The 20157-nt window shown below is 41.2% G+C and carries 17 protein-coding genes; 14 read left to right on the forward strand and 3 right to left on the reverse strand.

Annotated elements, in window-relative coordinates; genetic code table 11:
• Positions 1 to 22 precede the first annotated feature (22 nt).
• The 6 genes from H6H03_RS30155 to mgtA all read left to right on the forward strand — a co-directional run bounded on the left by H6H03_RS30155 (position 23) and on the right by mgtA (position 9144).
• Entirely contained in the window at positions 23 to 2764 is a 2742-nt protein-coding gene (locus H6H03_RS30155) for a bifunctional acetate--CoA ligase family protein/GNAT family N-acetyltransferase (RefSeq protein ID WP_190958726.1), read from the forward strand.
• Between the two features lie 310 nt (positions 2765 to 3074).
• Positions 3075 to 3227, forward strand: coding sequence for a hypothetical protein (locus tag H6H03_RS30160; protein ID WP_190958727.1), 153 nt, complete (start codon positions 3075 to 3077; stop codon positions 3225 to 3227).
• Positions 3228 to 3293: 66 nt separating this feature from the next.
• Positions 3294 to 3818: a bidirectional hydrogenase complex protein HoxE gene (gene hoxE, locus H6H03_RS30165; RefSeq protein WP_190958728.1), complete on the forward strand. Its 525-nt coding sequence runs from the start codon at positions 3294 to 3296 to the stop codon at positions 3816 to 3818.
• On the forward strand, positions 3805 to 5409 hold the full coding sequence (locus H6H03_RS30170) for a NuoF family protein (RefSeq protein ID WP_190958729.1): 1605 nt from the start codon (positions 3805 to 3807) through the stop codon (positions 5407 to 5409). Before hoxE ends, H6H03_RS30170 begins: the two co-directional genes overlap by 14 nt.
• Before the next feature lie 29 nt (positions 5410 to 5438).
• Positions 5439 to 6290, forward strand: coding sequence for a DUF6920 family protein (locus H6H03_RS30175; protein ID WP_190958730.1), 852 nt, complete (start codon positions 5439 to 5441; stop codon positions 6288 to 6290).
• A 148-nt stretch (positions 6291 to 6438) separates the two neighbouring features.
• Positions 6439 to 9144: a magnesium-translocating P-type ATPase gene (mgtA, locus tag H6H03_RS30180; RefSeq protein WP_242058052.1), complete on the forward strand. Its 2706-nt coding sequence runs from the start codon at positions 6439 to 6441 to the stop codon at positions 9142 to 9144.
• Positions 9145 to 9325: 181 nt separating this feature from the next.
• On the opposite strand, the gene H6H03_RS30185 is transcribed toward mgtA, so the two are convergent.
• The 3 genes from H6H03_RS30185 to H6H03_RS30195 form a co-directional block, all read right to left on the reverse strand.
• The gene (locus H6H03_RS30185) at positions 9326 to 9616 is read right to left on the reverse strand and encodes a DUF5132 domain-containing protein (protein ID WP_190958732.1); all 291 of its coding nucleotides are present in this window, start codon (positions 9614 to 9616) and stop codon (positions 9326 to 9328) included.
• Between the two features lie 246 nt (positions 9617 to 9862).
• Complete coding sequence (gene pstB / locus H6H03_RS30190; RefSeq protein ID WP_190958733.1) at positions 9863 to 10678, reverse strand: phosphate ABC transporter ATP-binding protein PstB; 816 nt, start codon at positions 10676 to 10678, stop codon at positions 9863 to 9865.
• Positions 10679 to 11021: 343 nt separating this feature from the next.
• The gene (locus tag H6H03_RS30195; RefSeq protein WP_190958734.1) at positions 11022 to 13745 is read right to left on the reverse strand and encodes a cation-translocating P-type ATPase; all 2724 of its coding nucleotides are present in this window, start codon (positions 13743 to 13745) and stop codon (positions 11022 to 11024) included.
• Between the two features lie 320 nt (positions 13746 to 14065).
• On the opposite strand from H6H03_RS30195, the gene hoxU reads away from it, so the two are divergent.
• From hoxU to H6H03_RS30235, 8 genes are all read left to right on the forward strand, one after another.
• A complete protein-coding gene (hoxU, locus tag H6H03_RS30200) occupies positions 14066 to 14782 on the forward strand; it encodes a bidirectional hydrogenase complex protein HoxU (protein ID WP_190958735.1) in 717 nt (238 codons plus the stop codon).
• Positions 14783 to 14818: 36 nt separating this feature from the next.
• Positions 14819 to 15343 (forward strand): DUF3122 domain-containing protein, encoded by a 525-nt coding sequence (locus H6H03_RS30205; RefSeq protein WP_190958736.1) that lies wholly within the window; start codon positions 14819 to 14821, stop codon positions 15341 to 15343.
• 128 nt (positions 15344 to 15471) lie between these two features.
• Positions 15472 to 16017, forward strand: coding sequence for an NADH-quinone oxidoreductase subunit B family protein (locus H6H03_RS30210; RefSeq protein WP_190958737.1), 546 nt, complete (start codon positions 15472 to 15474; stop codon positions 16015 to 16017).
• Positions 16018 to 16114: 97 nt separating this feature from the next.
• Positions 16115 to 16567 carry a hypothetical protein gene (locus H6H03_RS30215; RefSeq protein ID WP_190958738.1) on the forward strand — a complete coding sequence of 151 codons (453 nt, stop codon included), beginning with the start codon at positions 16115 to 16117 and terminating at the stop codon, positions 16565 to 16567.
• A 160-nt stretch (positions 16568 to 16727) separates the two neighbouring features.
• A complete protein-coding gene (locus H6H03_RS30220; RefSeq protein ID WP_190958739.1) occupies positions 16728 to 17348 on the forward strand; it encodes a CP12 domain-containing protein in 621 nt (206 codons plus the stop codon).
• On the forward strand, positions 17299 to 17781 hold the full coding sequence (locus tag H6H03_RS30225; RefSeq protein WP_242058053.1) for a hypothetical protein: 483 nt from the start codon (positions 17299 to 17301) through the stop codon (positions 17779 to 17781). The genes H6H03_RS30220 and H6H03_RS30225 overlap by 50 nt, the downstream gene beginning before the upstream one ends.
• Before the next feature lie 313 nt (positions 17782 to 18094).
• Complete coding sequence (locus H6H03_RS30230) at positions 18095 to 19543, forward strand: Ni/Fe hydrogenase subunit alpha (protein WP_199339136.1); 1449 nt, start codon at positions 18095 to 18097, stop codon at positions 19541 to 19543.
• A 91-nt stretch (positions 19544 to 19634) separates the two neighbouring features.
• A complete protein-coding gene (locus H6H03_RS30235) occupies positions 19635 to 20090 on the forward strand; it encodes a hydrogenase maturation protease (RefSeq protein ID WP_190958752.1) in 456 nt (151 codons plus the stop codon).
• Positions 20091 to 20157: the final 67 nt, after the last annotated feature.

Raw genomic sequence — 20157 nt, forward strand, 5'->3', positions numbered from 1 at the left:
GAAGCAACGGGAGTAAAAAATTATGCAATTGGGAAGCGATCGCGCCTATGATATTTTACGTACCCAGCATCAACCTTTAGATGCCATATTTGCGCCTAAAAGCATTGCTGTAATTGGTGCTAGCGAACGTGAAAATAGTGTGGGTAGAACTGTCCTCTGGAATCTCATCAGCCATCCATTTGGAGGTACAGTATTTCCAGTCAATCCCAAACGTCATAGCGTTCTTGGTATCAAAGCTTATCCAAATATTGCGGCTGTGCCAGAACCAGTAGATTTAGTAATTATAGCCACGCCTGCGCTGACAGTTCCTAGTGTAATTGGCGAATGTGTCGATGCCGGAGTAAAGGGGGCGATCGTTCTTTCTGCTGGGTTTAAGGAAATTGGCACTGTCGGGGCAGAATTAGAACAGCAAGTACTCCAGCAAGTGCGCCGAGGCAAAATACGGCTAATTGGCCCCAACTGCTTAGGTGTAATGAATCCCCATACTGGGTTAAATGCCACCTTTGCTAGCAGTATGGCTTTGCCTGGTAAGGTTGGTTTTATCAGCCAAAGTGGGGCATTGTGTACAGCAATTTTGGACTGGAGTTTTCACGAGAATGTCGGCTTTAGTGCGTTTATCTCCATTGGTTCGATGCTTGATGTGGGTTGGGGTGATTTGATTGACTATCTCAGTGATGACCCGCATACAGAAAGCATAGTTATTTACATGGAATCGATTGGAAATGCGCGATCGTTTCTGTCTGCTGCACGAGAGGTTGCCCTAACTAAACCAATTATTGTCATTAAAGCTGGACGGACAGCCGCAGCAGCCAAAGCCGCAGCTTCCCACACAGGTGCATTGGCAGGTAGTGATGCCGTGTTTGATGCCGCATTTCGACGGAGTGGAGTTTTACGGGTTAAAAGTATCTCTGACTTGTTCCATCTGGCAGAGGTATTAGCAAAGCAACCACGTCCCAAAGGGCCAAAACTGACAATTATTACCAATGCAGGTGGGCCCGGAGTCTTGGCGACTGATGCTTTAATTACCGATGGAGGTGAACTTGCAGAATTATCAAAAGAAACTTATGAGGCACTAAACCAGTTATTACCGCCACAATGGAGTCACAACAACCCCATTGACATACTCGGTGATGCTGACCCCATCCGCTATGCCAAAGCCTTGGAAATTGCTGCTAAAGACCCAAATAGCGATGGATTGTTGGCGATTCTCACACCGCAAGCAATGACTGACCCGACACAAACAGCGTATCAACTAAAACCATTAGCTCAAATCGGCAAACCCATACTAGCAAGTTGGATGGGAGATGTAGATGTGGAAGCAGGTGCAGAAATTCTTAACCAAGCATTAATTCCGACATTCGCCTTTCCAGATATGGCTGCCAATGTATTCTACTATATGTGGCGTTATAGTTATAACTTACGTGCTTTATATGAAACTCCTGCGCTTCCTGATAATATAGACACTTGCGATCGCACAATTGCAGAGACGATTATTCAAAAAGCTCGACAAGCTGGCAGAACTTTACTGACTGAAGTCGAATCAAAGCAAGTTCTTGCTGCTTACGGTATTCCGACAGTAGCAACGCAAGTAGCAACCAATGCAGAAGAGGCAGTTCTGCTAGCAGAGGAAATTGGTTATCCTGTAGTTTTAAAAGTATTTTCTCAAACCATCACCCATAAGACAGATGTAGATGGTGTGCATTTGAATTTACACAATGCTGATGCAGTGCGTGAGGCGTATAATGCGATCGCATCATCTGTAACTGCCAAAGTTGGCGCAAATTCTTTTGCTGGTGTCACTGTCCAGCCAATGATAGATTTGAGAAACAGCTATGAATTGATTCTCGGTAGTAGCATTGACGCTCAATTTGGCCCAGTTTTACTATTTGGCACAGGTGGACAGTTAGTAGAAGTGTTTCAAGATAGAGCCTTGGGACTTCCGCCATTAAATACTACCTTGGCACGGCGGATGATGGAACAAACCCGGATTTACAAAGCACTACAGGGAGTTAGAGGTAGAAAAGCAGTTAATTTAGAAGCTTTAGAACAGCTTTTGGTACGCTTTAGCCAGCTTGTAGTTGAACAACGACTAATTAAAGAAATTGATATTAATCCGCTTTTGGTAAAGGCGCAAGAAATCACCCAAAATTCTTTAGTTGCACTTGATGCGCGGATTGTTCTTCATGATTTGGATATCACTGAAGCACAGTTACCAAAACTAGCAATTCGTCCTTATCCTACACAATATGTTTCGTCTTGGATAATGCGGAATGGCTTGGAAGTAACAATTCGTCCCATTCGCCCAGAAGACGAACCTTTAATGATTAAGTTACATAAAACATTATCTGAAGAAAGCGTTTATTTCCGTTACTTCCACTTGATTAAACTCAGTCAACGCATTGCCCACGAACGACTCACACGATTGTGTTTCATTGATTATGACAGGGAAATGGCGCTGGTAGCAGACTATCAAAATCCAGAAACTCAAGAACATGAACTTTTAGCCATTGGTAGGTTAAGTAAATTGCACGGTACAAATGAAGCTGAGTTTGCAATATTAGTTAGCGATCGCTACCAATGTCAAGGTTTAGGAACCGAATTACTCAAGAGGTTGCTGCAAGTAGGGCGTGATGAACATTTAACGCTAATTAGTGCCGAAATCCTAGCTGAAAATTTGGCGATGCAAAGAGTCTGCGAAAAATTAGGCTTTCGTATTCATCGCACTGCTGAGACTTCAGTTGTAAGAGCAGAAATTATAACTTAACTTGAAGCATAACAAATTCTGTTGGCGTTCGTTGCCATGACTTTTTATTATAAGTAAAGTTGCCATATAATCAGTAATTACACGACCATAGAGAACAAATCGTTGAGAACGGACTTGTGTTCTGAACAAACGGACTTGTGTTCTGGACGAATGGACTTGTGTTCTGGACGAACGGACTTGTGTTCTGGACGAACGGACTTGTGTTCTGAACGAACGGACTTGTGTTCTGAACGAATGAACTTGTGTTCTGAACGAATAGACTTGTGTTCTGAACGAATAGACTTGTATTGTGAACGAATAGACTTGTATTGTGAACCAAAACTATCAAGCAATGGTGGGCGAAACCGTGACAGTAGCGATCGCTCTTTTTGAACAATCTCCTACCCCCGCTTGTAAAGATGCGATTCGGCAGCATCTTCTTGTTGATATAACCTCACAACTTCCTCAAATTGTTGATCTATAACGATATCAGCTCAGATAAAACTTTAGCAGGCATCTTGCGATCGCACATTGTATTTAAAATACGAGCATGGACTCTCACACAGTCAATAAAAAAAATCCCCTAAAAGAGCATCCGAGTGGTGATAAACGCTTCAAAATACTTGATGCAACCATGAAGCGCCATCAATATCAGCAGGATGCACTGATAGAAGTCTTACATAAAGCCCAAGAACTTTTCGGTTATTTAGAAAATGACCTGTTACACTACATCGCCCAAAGCTTGAAACTACCACCCAGTCGTGTTTATGGCGTAGCAACTTTTTATCACCTTTTCTCTCTCGCACCAAAAGGCGCACATACCTGTGTTGTGTGTACGGGTACAGCTTGTTACGTCAAAGGTGCAGCAAATTTACTTGCAACTGTAGAAAAATGCGCCAAAATTCATGCTAGTGAAACAACACCAGATAGTGAACTTTCACTCTTAACAGCAAGATGTTTGGGTGCTTGTGGGATTGCGCCTGCGGTTGTTTTTGATGGTACTGTTTGCGGACACCAAACACCAGAGTTAGTTACTGAGCAAATAGAAGGATGGCTCAAACATGGATCTAGCTGAACTACAAGAAATAGCTCACAAGGAACGCGCCAACTCTAAGCCTATTCGCGTTCGGTGCTGTATGGCGGCTGGTTGTCTGTCGTCTGGTGCTGTCGCCGTTAAAGAAAGTTTGGAAAAGTTAACAACAGAAGCAAGACTGACAGATAAAGTAGAAATTCGCAGTGTGGGTTGCATGGGTTTGTGTTGCCAAGCCCCCTTGGTGCAAGTTGACCACTTAGAGATTCAAGGCTTTACACCCTTACTATACGAAAAAGTGACCCCTGAAATTGCTTCCTCAATTGTGGCTGAATTGCAAGGTGATGAAATAAAGGTACAAAAAGGAGATTTGAATCAACCATTTTTTACCAAACAATTACCTATTGTTCTAGAAAATAGTGGCAAAATTGACCCAGAACGTATAGAGTCTTACATTGCTGCTGACGGCTATCAAGCACTTTATCAGGTACTCCGAGAGATGGCACCTGCTGAAGTTGTGGATGATATTACCCGCAGTGGGTTACGGGGAAGAGGTGGTGCTGGTTATCCTACGGGGGTGAAATGGGCAACTGTCGCCAAAGCCAAAGGAGAACGCAAATTTGTCATCTGCAATGCTGACGAGGGCGATCCTGGTGCATTTATGGATCGGAGTGTTTTGGAGAGCGATCCCCATCGCGTTTTGGAAGGAATGGCGATCGCAGCATACTCTGTGGGTGCAAGTCAAGGTTACATTTATATTCGCGCTGAATACCCCATTGCGATCAACCGTCTGCAAATTGCCATTCGCCAAGCCCAACGCCTCGGTTTATTAGGAAGTAATATTTTTGACTCACCTTTTGATTTTAAGATTGATATTCGCATTGGTGCGGGTGCTTATGTTTGTGGTGAAGAAACCGCTTTAATGGCATCAATTGAAGGTAAACGCGGTACACCTCGCCCCCGTCCGCCTTATCCGGCGGAAAGTGGTTTGTGGGGATTTCCAACTTTAATTAACAACGTTGAAACATACGCTAACGTCCCTTGGATTATTCGCAAGGGTGCAGATGTATTCGCCAGCATTGGTACAGAAAAAAGTAAAGGTACAAAAGTTTTTGCCTTAGCTGGGAAAATTCAAAATACAGGAATCATAGAAGTGCCAATGGGAACAACTCTGCGGCAAATTGTCGAAGAAATGGGTGGTGGTGTACCAGATGGCGGTACAGCCAAAGCCGTGCAAACAGGCGGCCCCTCTGGGGGATGCATTCCCGCTTCAGCTTTTGATACTCCTGTAGATTACGAATCTCTGAGTCAACTAGGTTCGATTATGGGTTCCGGTGGGATGATTGTCATGGACGAAACTACCAATATGGTAGATGTCGCCCGTTTCTTTATGGAATTCTGCATGGATGAGTCTTGCGGTAAGTGCATCCCCTGTCGTGTCGGAACGGTGCAACTGTATCAATTATTAACCAAAATTCACGAAGGCAAAGCATCCCTTACTGACTTGGAACTGTTAGAAGAACTTTGCGATATGGTGAAGCATACTAGTTTGTGCGGCTTAGGTCAGTCAGCGCCGAATCCGGTATTTAGTACCTTGCGGTATTTTCGGGATGAGTATTTAACGTTAATTAAGTAAAAGCTCTATTTCCGATCAAAAGTGAGCAAATGTTTACCAAAATTTTCTTGAGCATTGGGGTATTGCTAGCGATCGCTTTCCTGATTCTAGTCATTTTACGAATTAGGAACGAACAAGAAGTTAATAGAATTTGGCGATTGTGCTTCGCACACGCTACGCGATCGCTCCAAGGAGTCCCAACAGAAAATCGTTTTACTAAAGATATGGTTATGGCATTACCTGTGCCCGTACAACGCTATTTTTTGCATAGCATTGCACTCCAGACTCCTCTTGCTTCCTCTGTCAGCTTGAAAATGAGCGGCAGTTTTAGGATGGCGCAGGATAAACCGTGGATACCGATGCAAGCTACAGAAATTCTCTCAACAAAAGGATTTGTCTGGAAAGCAAGGATTGGTAGTGGTTTGTTCCAAATGAGCGGTAGCGATCGCTATATCAACAAGTCTGGTCGAATGCGGTTCTCTCTTTGGGGACTGGTTCCCCTCGTCAATGCCCACAATCCTGATATTACTCGCTCCAGTATTGGACGATTCGCGGGAGAATTTTTCTGGCTACCTTCTGCTTTACTACCTCAGCGCGGCGTAAGTTGGAAAGCAATAGATGACAAGACTATCCAAGCTAGTCTAAAAGTTGATGATGAACCTGTAACGCTGACACTGTTTATAGATGCTAACGGCAAACTACTAAAGCTTTCTCTCCCACGTTGGGGAGATCAAACAGAAGATAGTAGCTATACTTACATTCCATTTGGCGGAGAATACCAGGAAGAAAAGATATTTGGAGGATTTACAATTCCTTCCCAGATGAGTGCAGGCTGGTGGCTTGGGACAGCGCGTTATTCAGAGTTCTTTCGAGCAAAGATTGAGCAGGCTGAGTTTCGTTGATAATTCGTAATGTTTTTATCGGGATTCTCGCTTGATTGTAATCATTAAAATGCTAATTAAAGCATTAAGCCAGATTTTTAATAAGTGCTTGTACTAAATAAAATCATTTTATTATGAATATTTTCCAATATTTATGGAAATTAAAATTATGAAGCAATTTACACAGATATTAAATCTAAAAAAACAATCTAAGATACCGCCTAGTAAATCTATAGAGATATCAGATCATCTGATAGATATAGCTTACAATGATATAGAAACTGTATTGAAAACCCTTAATACCACTCTAGAAGGATTAAGCGATATTCAGTCTTCTGACAGGTTACAAAAATACGGTTTGAATGAAGTTGCCCGTGAAAAGCCTCCTAAGTGGTATATCCAGTTATTTAAGACTTTTCAAAATCCTTTAGCTATCTTATTAATAGCATTAGCCATCCTGTCAATTTTCACCAATGACATCAAAGCCGCCGTGATTATTTTAGTCATGGTTTTATTCAGCGTCATTTTACGCTTTTCTCAAGAGTTTCGCTCTACCCTTGCTGCCGAAAAACTCCGAGAAATGGTGAGAACTACATGCACGGTTAGTCGAAAAGATCAGCGCAAAGACATTCCATCCGAAGTTTTGAGAGTATATGGAATTACACTCCATCCCCATGAAGCCGAAAAGCAAGAAATTCCTATCAAGTTTATTGTGCCGGGAGATGTTATTTATCTAGCCGCTGGAGACATGATTCCAGCAGATGTCAGGATAATTTTCGCCAAAGATTTATTTGTTAGTCAGGGAGCATTAACTGGCGAATCATTACCAGTCGAAAAACAATCAATTCTAAGCAACAATACAACCAGAATTAAAAACCCACTAGAATTAGCAAATCTCTGTTTTATGGGAACTAATGTTGTTAGTGGTTCTGGTACAGCAGTAGTCGTAGAGACAGGAGGCAATACTTATCTCGGTTCTTTGGCAAAAACCGTGGTTGGTCAAAAAACCATGACGAGTTTTGACAAAGGTGTGAATGGTGTTAGCTTCCTACTACTACGCTTCATGCTAGTTATGGCGCCACTGGTATTTTTGATTAATGGTTTGCTCAAAGGTAATTGGACTGAGGCTTTCTTTTTTGCACTCTCGGTAGCTGTGGGTTTAACTCCGGAAATGTTACCGATGATTGTCACTGCCAATTTAGGCAGAGGGGCGCTAGCAATGTCAGAAAAAAAGGTAATTGTCAAAAATATTGATGCCATCCAAAACTTTGGGGCAATGGATATTCTATGTACTGACAAAACTGGCACACTCACCCAAGATAAAATCATTTTAAAGATGCATTTAGATGTTTATGGTGAAGAAAGTGATGAAGTTCTAGAGTATGCATATCTTAATAGCTATTATCAGACAGGATTAAAAAATTTACTAGACGTAGCTGTGCTTGAACATCTCGAAGTGCATGAATCTTTGAAAATTGAAAATATTTATAAAAAGATTGACGAAATTCCCTTTGATTTCATGCGCCGACGGATGTCGGTTGTCGTGGAAGAAGACAATCATCACCATATCCTGATTAGCAAAGGCGCAGTCGAAGAAATTCTTCAGGTCAGTACATACATCGAATCTAAAGGAGAAATTTTGCCTTTGGATGAATCATTTCAAACACAAGTGACCCAATTAATTCAAGAATTAAATGAAGATGGCTTCCGCGTGATTGCTGTTGCTTATAAAGAAATGCCTCCTCATCAAGTCAATTATTCTATTGCCGATGAGAGTAACTTGATTCTCATCGGATATATTGCTTTTCTTGACCCACCTAAAGAATCTGCTAGGCAGGCAATTACTGTCCTGAATCGTAATGGTGTACAGGTGAAAGTGTTAACCGGAGATAATGAAATCATTGCCCGCAAAATCTGTAAGGATGTGGGTTTATATGTTCACCATATCTTGTTAGGTAGCGAAATTGAAACATTATCCGAGCAAGAATTAGCAGATTTGGTTGAAACCACAACCATTTTTGCTAAACTCTCTCCCATACAAAAAGCTAAGATTATTCAAGTGCTACGCCGCCGGGGTCATATTGTTGGCTTTATGGGCGACGGTATTAATGATGCCGCAGCTTTACGCGAGTCTGATGTTGGTATTTCTGTTGATACTGCCGTGGACATTGCTAAAGAATCGGCGGATATTATTCTGTTAGAAAAAAGCTTGTTGGTTCTAGAATCAGGGTTAACCGAAGGGCGTAAAACCTTCGCCAACATTGTCAAATATATCAAAATGGGTACTAGCTCCAATTTTGGCAATATGTTTAGTATGTTAGGTGCAAGTGCCTTGCTGCCATTTTTGCCCATGCAACCAGTACAAATTTTAGTGAATAATTTGCTTTACGATTTTTCCCAAACAGGAATTCCTTTTGATAATGTCGATCCCGAATATCTAGCAAAACCACGTAAATGGCAGATTCATGATATTCAAAAGTTTATGCTATTTATTGGCCCCATTAGTTCGATTTTTGACTATACAACCTATGCTGTAATGTGGTTTATTTTTGGAGCTAATACTGTAAGTCAGCAAGCATTATTTCAAACTGGTTGGTTTGTAGAAAGCCTGATGACTCAAACTTTGATTGTTCATATTATTCGGACTGCTAAAATCCCATTGATTCAAAGCTGGCCAGCTTTGCCAACATTGTTAGTAACTATGACTATTATGGCAGTGGGTCTTTATCTTCCTTTTTCACCCATTGGCTCAAGTTTAGGGTTTGTAACCTTGCCATCAAATTACTTCCTTTGGCTAGTGTTAATTCTGTCGAGTTATTGTGTGTTGACGCAGTTTGTGAAGACTTGGTTTATTAAGAAATATGGCTATAACTAATACCAATTTGAGAAAAGAATGGGACAGATAGATTGGGTAGGGGCGCAAAGCTTTGCGCCCCTACAGATTTTTGATGTGTTGCAAAGATTTTTTCAATTGGTATAAGCAGAATATTATGAATCAAAAAAGGGATGAATATCTTATCCATCCCTCAAGTAACTTTTATGATTTTGCACGGAAATTAGCTAGCCTCCCCTTGTATTGAAGTAGTTTCCATATCCTTTGTGTGTTCTTCAGCAAGTTCAGCCTTTGCTTCAGCAATAATATCCTCAAAGGTTTCACCAACTTCTGCGATTACTCCTTTGCCCTTTTCATAGAGGACAATTCCACCTTTGACAGTTGCCTTGGTTAAAGACTTACCAAAACCTCCCACGGCTGGAATGAGCACAGGTAGAAGAACTATTGCAGCAATGCCAGGAACACCAAGCCCTTCAACTACTTGTTCAAATTCTGGTACTATTTTCAGTGACATAGGATTTTTACCCCCTAGTTTCCTACATCTTTATCATATCTTATTCAAGTGAAATAAATAGCAAAAATCAGAAAATATATTATCATTTTTTGTCATTTTCTATATAAATAAATATCGATTTTATTCTCTATTGACATAGAGTGATAATCCAATTATTGCCATGCTTATGAGTTGAGATTTATCAGAAATTTCTAAATATTTTTTGTATAAAAAATAGACTAAATACATACTATTGTTATAGTTGCTTCAACCAAAATAACCATTTACATATTGCTGGGTAACATGATTCTTTGGTTGTTGGAAAATTACAGGAGAGTGGTCATATTCCACTAGTTCTCCAGTCGTGCTTCCTTCTTGCATTTCCAGGTTGAAGAATGCTGTCATCTGCGAAAGTCGTGCTGCCTGCTGCATATTATGGGTGACAATTATAATTGTGGTGTGTTCCTTGAGCTGCTTCATCAACTCTTCAATCTGACTGGCAGTAATGGGATCGAGAGCAGAACAGGGTTCATCCATCAGTATTACCTCCGGTTGTATAGCTAGCGATCGCGCAATACACAACCTTTGCTGTTGTCCACCTGAGAGCTTCAAAGCGTTTTGTTTTAACTTATCTTTCACTTCATCCCAAAGAGCGGCTTGACGTAATGACCGCTCTACCAATTCATCTAAATCTCCTCGTAATCCATGAATACGAGGAGCAAAAGCAACGTTGTCATAAATGGATTTGGGAAAGGGATTCGGCTTTTGGAAGACCATGCCAATGTGTCGGCGAAGTAACAGTGCATCTTCTTGAGGATGATAAACATTACGACTTTTAAAGAGGATTTGACCATCTAGGCGAGTCTCAGGAATCATGTCATTTAAACGATTAAAACAACGAAGCAAGGTACTTTTTCCACAGCCAGAAGGGCCAATAAACGCCGTAATCTGGTTTTTGTAGATGGGGAGGTCAATATTACGTAAAGCTAAGGACTTTCCATAATAAAAACCCCTAACTTGTGCGTGCAAGATTGTTTGTGGATCAACATTAGAGGCAGTTGTAGATGTTGGAGAATTAATCATCTTCTACATATACCTTTGTGTAGAAAAATTCATGAAAGTTGGGGATTTATATAATAGATTGACCGAATAATTCGTAATTCGTAATTCGTAATTCGTAATTTTTACCCCACGACTCAAGTCGTGGGCTTGAAAAACTGACTTTTCACGGGATCTGGAAAACCTCTCTCCTCGCAGGAGAGAGGCTTTGAATTCTCTCTCTTCCCTTGTAAGGAAGGGGGCTGGGGGGTTAGGTTTCACGTTAGCTTTTCCACATGACGTGAAAAGTCAGCTTGAAAAAAAGGAATAATGTTTTTTATCTCCATCAATAAATTGAGGGGCTATGACCTTCGTTACGAATTACGAATTACGAATTATTTTGACGATTCAACCGCTTTTCTAGCTCTATAGCCCAGAAAACTACGCTACTTAGAGCCAAACTGAGGACTAAATCTCTAGTTGATAGGGTGACTGTTGTAAAAAGCCTTTGTAACCAAGGTACATAAATGACCAGCAATTGTAATCCCAGAGTGAGGGTAACTGCTGCCAATAGTGGCTTATTAGAAAGCAGACCAATGCGAAACAGCGAATCTCGCTCAGAGCGAATGGCTAAGGCATTGCCCATTTGTGAGAGGGTGAGGACGGTAAACACCATTGTTTGCCAGCCTGGGTGGTGGATGCGCCAATAACAGTAACCCGTACCAAGAGATACAAAACCCATGAGTAAACCTACCCAAATAATGTCCCGACCCATTCCGCGGCCAAAGATATTCTCGTTGGGGTTGTAGGGCGATCGCTTCATGATGCCCCGTTCTGCTGGTTCTAGGCTCAATGCCAGGGCTGGTAAACCATCGGTAGTTAGATTAATCCAGAGAATCTGGAGTGGTAATAATGGCAATGGCATACCGAAAAAAGGAGCTAGCAGCATTACCCACAGTTCTCCAGAATTGCTACTTAAGAGGTATTTGATGAACTTGCGGATGTTGTCATAAATTACCCGTCCTTCTTTGACGGCAGCAACGATGGTAGCGAAGTTGTCATCTAGCAGCACCATATCGGCTGCCTCTTTAGCAATGTCAGTACCCCTAATGCCCATAGCTATACCAATGTCAGCCGCCTTTAGGGCAGGCGCATCATTCACGCCATCGCCAGTCATGGCGACAATCTGCCCCTGCTTTTGTAGAGCTTGCACGATGTCAAATTTTTGCTGTGGTGAAACCCTGGCATAAACTGACACCTTTTCAAGTTGCTGTTCTAATTCCGCAGGAGACAAACGAGCCAAATCTTCACCAGTTAAAATCTGGTGGTCAATAGCAATACCTAGCTCACGAGCAATGTGCTGTGATGTCAAGGGATGGTCGCCAGTAATCATCACCGGACGGATACCAGCCGTTTTACAAGTTAATACAGCTTCCCGCGCTTGGGGTCGCGCTGGATCGTTCATCCCTACTAAACCGATGAAAGTCAGGTCTTGCTCTGAGTTGCCAGAGGATGCGTCAAATCGAAATGCAACACCCAAAACACGTAGACCATTGTTGATTAACTGGTTGTAGGTTGCAGAAATTCGTTTGTGCCACTTCTTGTTCAGAGGCTCAGTCCGCCCATTTACCCAAACATGAGAAGAAATATCTAGCAGTCTATCTACTGCACCCTTAGTAAAAGCAAGGTCGGGAGATTTTCCATTGCCTTGGTTCCAGTGCCAAACTGTCTCTAGCGCTAGGGGGATTTGGGATAACTCTACAGAGAATTGGTGTACTGTAGTCATTCGTTGCCGCTCAGAGTCGTAGGGAATCTCAGCTACACGGGGGAGAGTCTGTTCTAATTCAGTTTTCCAAAGTCCTTGACGAGCGGCGGCGGCTACTAAAGCACCCTCCGTAGGGTCTCCCACGACATGGAAGGAGTGCGGCTCATTTGTGTCTGCCTCTAAGCGGGCATCATTGCATAGAGTACTGGCAGCTAATAGTAAAGACAGGGCAGGCGGCTGACTGAGTAGAGAAGGTCTTTCTTCAGATGGTGTGTAAGAACGTAGGGATGCAGTTAGATCTAATCTAGACCCAGCTACATCCAACACTGTGACAGTCATGCGATTCTCAGTTAGGGTGCCGGTCTTACCGGAGCAAATCACCGTCACCGATCCCAAGGTTTCGACAGCTGGTAATTTGCGGATCAGTGCCCGTCGTTTGAGTAACTGCTGTGCGCCTAAAGCCAAAGCAATAGTTACTACTGCTGGTAATCCTTCGGGTAAAGCTGCCACAACTAGGGTAATTGCGGTCAAGAACATCAACTTGATATCCTCTCCCCTGAGCAGTCCCAAAACAAAGATGACAGCCACAAGGACTAAAGATGCGATCGCCAAAATCTTTCCTAGCTGATCTAGTCGTCGTTGTAGTGGGGTTGGTTCTGGCTCCACCGTTTGGATCATGGCGGCGACGCGGCCAAACTCGGTTTTCATCCCGGTTTCGGTAACTACAGCCAGAGCTTGCCCATAGGTGATGTCCGTTCCCATATAAACCATGTTCTGCCTAGCCCTAAGAGGCAAATCATCTCTAGGCAGTGCTTTTGGGTCTTTATCTACCGACTCTGATTCACCGGTGAGGGCTGCTTCCTGTGTCCGTAGGTGGAAGCTATTTAGCAAGCGGCAGTCTGCTGGTACTAAATCCCCAGCCTCCAGTTCCACAATATCCCCTGGTACAAGTTGACGAGCGGAGATTTCTGCTACACACCCACTGCGACGGACTTTGACTGTGGGCACTGATAGCTTTTTGAGAGTGGCGATCGCTTTTTGTGCCCGGTACTCTTGGGTGAATCCCAACAAAGCAATTAACACAACAATTGCAACGATCCCGATTGCATCTTTGTAGTCTCCCAAGATCCCCGAGACAATAGCAGCAAAAATCAGAATTATTACTAAAGTTTCAGTCAATTGTTCCCACAGGATCGCCCAAGGTTTTTTGATATCCTGTTCAGCCAATTCATTGTAACCATGTAATCTCAGATGATGATTTGCCTGTTCTTGGCTGAGACCTTCTGACATATTGCTGCCTAGTTGTTGCAGCACTTCTGGAGAATTCAATTGATACCAATTGCTCATAAAATACCTCTTGGGATTGAGGTAATAATTTAGTTTAAATGCTTAGTATTTGGCAAACATGTATGGTCGCAATCCCAGCAAATGTTTTGAATTGCGTTGCCCCTTAAATTGCTGGATTTTATAGCTATGATTGTTACAAAGCTAATTAACTTTAATTTTGTTAACCGACGGTAATACCAACAAAATTACCACAAACTTTTTTGTAAAATCACTAGCTTCATGATTTGTGATCTTCACAAGTTCCTCAAAGTATTTATCTATAAATTAAGGCACACGGCATTCTAGAAGCGAAAAGCTAATTCTGATTGAGGCTAGAGGCAATGTCAGTCAAAACTTTAACAATCAACGACAAACTTATTAGTGCCCGTGAGGAGGAAACCATTCTGCAAGCAGCGCAGGATGCAGGGATTCACATTCCGACTTTGTGTCATTTAGAAGGAGTTGGAGATGTTGGCGCTTGTCGGCTTTGTTTGATAGAAATTGCTGGTAGTAATAAATTGCAACCTGCTTGTGTGACGAAAGTTACTGAAGGTATGGAAGTGCAAACAAATAGCGATCGCCTACAAAAATATCGTCGCACAATTGTAGAAATGCTATTTGCTGAAGGCAATCACATTTGCTCGGTATGCGTTGCTAATGGTAATTGCGAATTGCAAGATTTAGCAATTGAAATGGGTATGGATCATGTGCGGTTGGATTATCAATATCCTAATCGCAAAGTTGATGTTTCTCACGATCGCTTTGGCATTGACCATAACCGTTGTGTTCTTTGCACTCGCTGTGTGCGTGTTTGTGACGAAATCGAAGGAGCGCACACTTGGGATATGGCGGGTAGAGGGACAAATTCCCATGTCATCACGGATTTAAATCAACCTTGGGGAACCTCAGATACTTGTACTTCCTGCGGCAAATGCGTCAATGCTTGCCCTACAGGTGCGCTTTTTGACAAAGGTTCCAGCGTCGGTGAAATGAAACACGATCGCGCCAAACTTGATTTTTTGGTTACAGCAAGGGAGAAACACCAATGGCTTGTTTAGCTGGCGATCGGAAATTAGCACAAGGAGGTAAAACTAATGTTACGCCGCATTTTAAAAATCTTTTGGTGGCTTTTATTGCTGGGAATATTAACAATATATATATACCTGGGTTTAGCAAGCTTTACATCTCAACAGGTGATTGCTGCTGTTATTCAATTAGAAGAAGCACCAGGAGAAATAGTTTATCGCTCACAGCAAAAATTGAATGATAATTTAGGAAATTATTGGCAAGTTGTTCTGTTTAAGCGAATTGATTCAAATAGCAAGAAAACATCTTCAATAAATCTCCGATTAGTGGGATTTCCTGGTTCTCAGGAACTTCGCCATCCCTTACCATTAAAAATTACTACTGATACAGGTAAAGTATTGACCGCTCCAGATATTTTTATAGATGAAGCCCCAGCACCAACCATCGGTCAGTATGAGTTCAAAGACGTTTTAACTCAATTACCAACTCAAGAATTGTTGATTGGTATACCTGTAGGTAAACAACAGTTGATTAATATTTCAATTCCAGAATACGTAGTACAGGAATGGCAAGAAATTGCACTCAAATCCTAATGTTAATATCAAAATTTATAAAAATAAAATGACCAAAAATGAAAAGGGTACAGAGCAACTAAATTGATTTATGGGTGTCTTTAATTTTTAATTTTTAATTTTGAATTTTGAATTTGGAGCGAAGCGACGTGACTCGTTTAAAATTAGCAACGGTTTGGCTAGGTGGCTGTTCTGGCTGTCACATGTCTTTTCTCGATTTGGATGAATGGCTGATTGATTTAGCACAACAAGTAGATTTAGTTTTTAGTCCTTTTGCTGATGTTAAAGAATACCCCCAAGGAGTGGATGTGGTGTTAGTTGAGGGTGCAGTTGCCAATGATGAACACCTAGAAATGATTCAGATTGTAAGAGAGCGATCGCAAATTCTTGTATCTTTTGGCGATTGTGCTGTCACAGGTAATGTTACTGCTTTACGCAATCCTCTAGGTAGTGCTGAAAGAGTTCTTCAACGTTGTTATATCGAAGCAGTTGATATTCACGCCACAATTCCCCATGAACCCGGTATTGTACCAACTTTATTAGATAAAGTCATACCAGTGCATACAGTAGTACCAGTTGATATTTATTTACCAGGCTGTCCACCTAATGCAACTCGGATTAAAGCAGTATTAGAACCACTGTTAAGAGGAGAAAAACCGCTGCTACAAGGACGTGAATTTATCAAGTTTGGTTAACTTCACAAGTTACTCAGATTCTTTATCTAAGGTAAAGGGGACTGGCGAATAGCGTCCATCTCCCCAGTCCCCAATCCACAACCCCCAAATTATGCTTATGGCAGTTAATTATCGGGAAAGAATCATTGCTCTTTGGACAGTATTTTTATTAGGAACACTGTTTCATACGCAACTAGGTTTAATGCCGCTTTTTCACGGCTTATCTGTTGTCGAATCTCAAAAAGCTAGAAATATTAATGATATTTCTGCAATTATGTGGTTGATGTTGGGCTTTTTTGCGATCCCAATGGTAGGAATAATTGCCAGTGCTTTTACTGATTTAAAGCGTTATCGAATGATTCATTTTGGTGTAACCATCTTTTACACCATCATGAACCTATTACATTTAATTTTAGATTTATTTGTCCAGCCAATTCTCTGGTATCAAATAGCCTTAATGGCCTTTTTATTCCTTGTAGGTTTATTACTAAATATTGCTGCTTTTAAATGGATGCGATTGCATGATACAGCAAGGCAATCACCAAAAAATCTAGAGCGATCGCATTTTTAGCAATGATTAAAATATCAGTTATTAACCTACACGCTAAATTGATGAAAATAATTTCTCAAACAGAATTCTGACTCCTGAATTCTTCTTCAATCCGATTACTCAAATCTCAAATTATTCCACATTGTGTAGTGTCAGCATTATGAAAAATTTGGAGAACATTATGTTGAAAGCATCTGACGTTATGACTAAAGATGTTGCTACAATTCGCAGTTCAGCAACAGTGGCTGAAGCAGTTAGTCTTTTAAAGGCAAGAGATTGGAAAGCGCTGATTGTAGATCGTCGCCATGAACAGGATGCCTACGGCATTATTACCGAAAGCGATATTGTATATAAAGTGATTGCTTATGGTAAAGATCCATGTAGAGTACGTGTTTATGAAGTGATGACTAAGCCTTGTATCGTTGTCAATCCTGACCTTGGCTTAGAATACGTAGCACGATTATTTGCTGACCATAATTTACAGAGAGCGCCTGTTATTCAGGGTGAATTAATCGGTATCATTTCTCTAGCTGACATTTTAGCTAATAGTAACTTTCTTGAATTACCCCACAGTATTCTGCTAGAACAACAACTTCAAGATGAAATTAAAAAAGCTCGTGCTGTTTGCGCTCAAAAAGGCATCCGTTCAGAAGAATGTGCCGCGGCTTGGGATGTCATCGAGGAATTACAAGCTGAAATAGCGCATCAACGAGCAGAGAAAGTCGTCAAAACAGCTTTTGAAGAATACTGCGATGAATATCCAGAAGCCAAAAGTATTTATAACACTTGGTGTAGTGGGTAAGCTCGACAATATATTAAGTTTCTTACTTAGAGCAGGAGCAATTCGAGGAAAATATACAACTATGATGAACGATTTAATCAATTCAAAAAATTCAAAAAAATCATCTGAAAAATTGGGAAGTTTCCAGTTAATAGATGGCAAAGTTGGTGAAATATCTTTAGTTAATGGAAGACTATATGTTAGTTTTCAGACTGATGATGAAAAAGATTTGACGCTTGTGTTTAGAGATGTCGCTGGAGTTGAGATGTTCAATATTCAGAATGCCGAACTGAGTAAATGGACAGTTAGCTTAAATGATCCTTTCATCGAACGAGCTAAGAAGCTATCAGAAAAGCATACTGAAAAGCTTGTGTGCTATGCTTTTTGGTCGCCTTGGCTAGAAGAACCACTAATGCGTATTTTAGCTAGCGATTTTGAGATTAAAACCCAATAAGTAGAAGCCAGGAAGCAAAAGTTAAAAGCTGATTTTACTAGTTAGCATTTTACGTTTAATTCTGTCCAACTATCTATTATATCGGTTCCCATTCAGAACGAGTGTACTTGATTTAAACCTATCTTAGAGGATGTTTGAAAAGTCCTCTTGTCGGTATCAAAAGTTTTAGATCCCTCTAAATCTTCCGATAAATTGGGAGACTTTGATTCCGGTTCCCCCCTTTTTTTAAGGGGGGTTAGGGGGGATCTAAAAGTGCCTAAAATCACAGCGAACTACTTTTAAAACAACCTCTCAGCTAGGCAGCAAAATCATTATGAAAAAAGTAATCATTGATCCAGTTACCCGCATTGAAGGACATGCCAAAATTAGTATTTATTTGGACGATACAGGACAAGTGAGCGATGCTCGCTTTCATGTCACAGAATTTCGCGGATTTGAAAAGTTTTGTGAAGGTCGTCCGCTGTGGGAAATGCCAGGAATTACGGCGCGGATTTGTGGAATTTGTCCGGTGAGTCATTTGTTAGCATCAGCGAAGGCTGGCGATCGCATTCTTGCGGTTACAATTCCCAAAGCTGCTGAAAAACTGCGCCGTTTAATGAATTTAGGACAAATTATCCAATCCCACGCCCTGAGTTTCTTCCACCTCAGCGCCCCAGATTTATTATTAGGAATGGATAGCGATCCCGAAAAACGTAATGTCTTTGGCTTAATAGCAGCTGAACCAGAACTGGCGCGTGGAGGAATCCGTTTGCGTCAATTTGGACAAGAGATTATTGAACAATTGGGAGGACGAAAGATACACCCATCTTGGGCGGTTCCTGGTGGTGTCCGCGAACCCTTATCAGCAGAAGGACACACCCATATTCAGAACCGCATTCCAGAAGCACGCACCAGGATATTAGATGCACTGGGTAGATTTAAAAGCTTACTCAATAATTATGAAAAAGAAGTGCAAACCTTTGGGAATTTTCCGAGCTTATTTATGGGGTTAGTCACTCCTGATGGTTTGTGGGAAAATTACGACGGATATATTCGTTTTGTAGATAGTGCAGGGAATATCATTGCTGATAAACTCGATCCAACTCGTTATCAAGAATTTATCGGTGAAGCGGTTCAACCGGATTCTTATTTAAAATCTCCTTACTATCGTCCTTTGGGTTATCCCGATCAGAACGACTATTGTCGTTTGGATAGTGGTATTTATCGGGTAGGGCCTCTAGCACGTCTAAATATTTGTAGCCATATTGGCACCCCTTTAGCTGATGCAGAATTACGAGAGTTTAGAGATTACGGCAAAGGTACAGTTACATCATCATTTTTCTATCACTACGCCAGATTAATTGAAATTTTGGCTTGCATTGAACGCATAGAAATTATGATGGATGACCCAGATTTAATGTCTACTAAATTACGGGCTGAGGCTGGCATTAATCAATTAGAAGCAGTTGGTTGTAGTGAAGCACCACGCGGTACATTATTTCACCATTATCAAGTAGATGAAAATGGGTTACTTCTGAAGGTAAATTTAGTAATTGCCACAGGTCAGAATAATCTAGCGATGAATCGAACAGTAGCTCAGATTGCCCGACATTTTATTCATGGTTCAGAAATTGCTGAAGGTATGTTAAACCGTGTTGAGGCAGGAATTCGAGCTTTTGACCCTTGTTTAAGTTGTTCAACTCATGCGGCCGGGCAAATGCCTTTGCATATTCAATTGGTTGGGCAAGATGGAAATGTTGTAAACGAAATTTGGCGAGATTAGGAAACATCACTTTCTTTGACAAAGTTTTAAAAGCTTTAAATTACAAAAAATAATTACTTATCCTTCTCAAAATGGTATGAATACTCAAACCATGAACAAGGCATTAATAGTGATTGGTTACGGTAATGAATTGCGTAGTGATGATGGCATTGGTCAACGAGTAGCTAAGGCGTTGCAGTTATCAAATACGAAATCTATTGCTGTTCACCAACTCACCCCTGAGCTTGCTGAAGTTTTGGCAAATACTGAATTGGCAATCTTTATAGATGCTTGTTTAGCGTCCGAAAGTTCCCAGGTACAAGTACAATCGCTTTTACCCAACTCTTCCACTGCCATCGCCGGACATACAGCCGATCCGCGATCGCTTCTTGCTCTCACAAAAGTTATTTACGGTTATTGTCCGCAAGCTTGGTGGGTGACGGTGCCAGGAGTGAACTTTGAATTTGGTGAGAATCTATCACCTCTTGCTGAACAAGGAATAGAGATAGCAATTGATAAAATAAACCACTTAATCAAAAATTCTTTTATTAAACCCCAAACTGGTTGATAAATTTAAGGAAACATTTGAATACGTGATAAAAAGATACACCTTGCTAAAAGAGCTTTTAAAACAT

Origin of the sequence: Nostoc paludosum FACHB-159 (assembly GCF_014698835.1) — a bacterium.
Lineage (GTDB): Bacteria > Cyanobacteriota > Cyanobacteriia > Cyanobacteriales > Nostocaceae > Nostoc > Nostoc paludosum.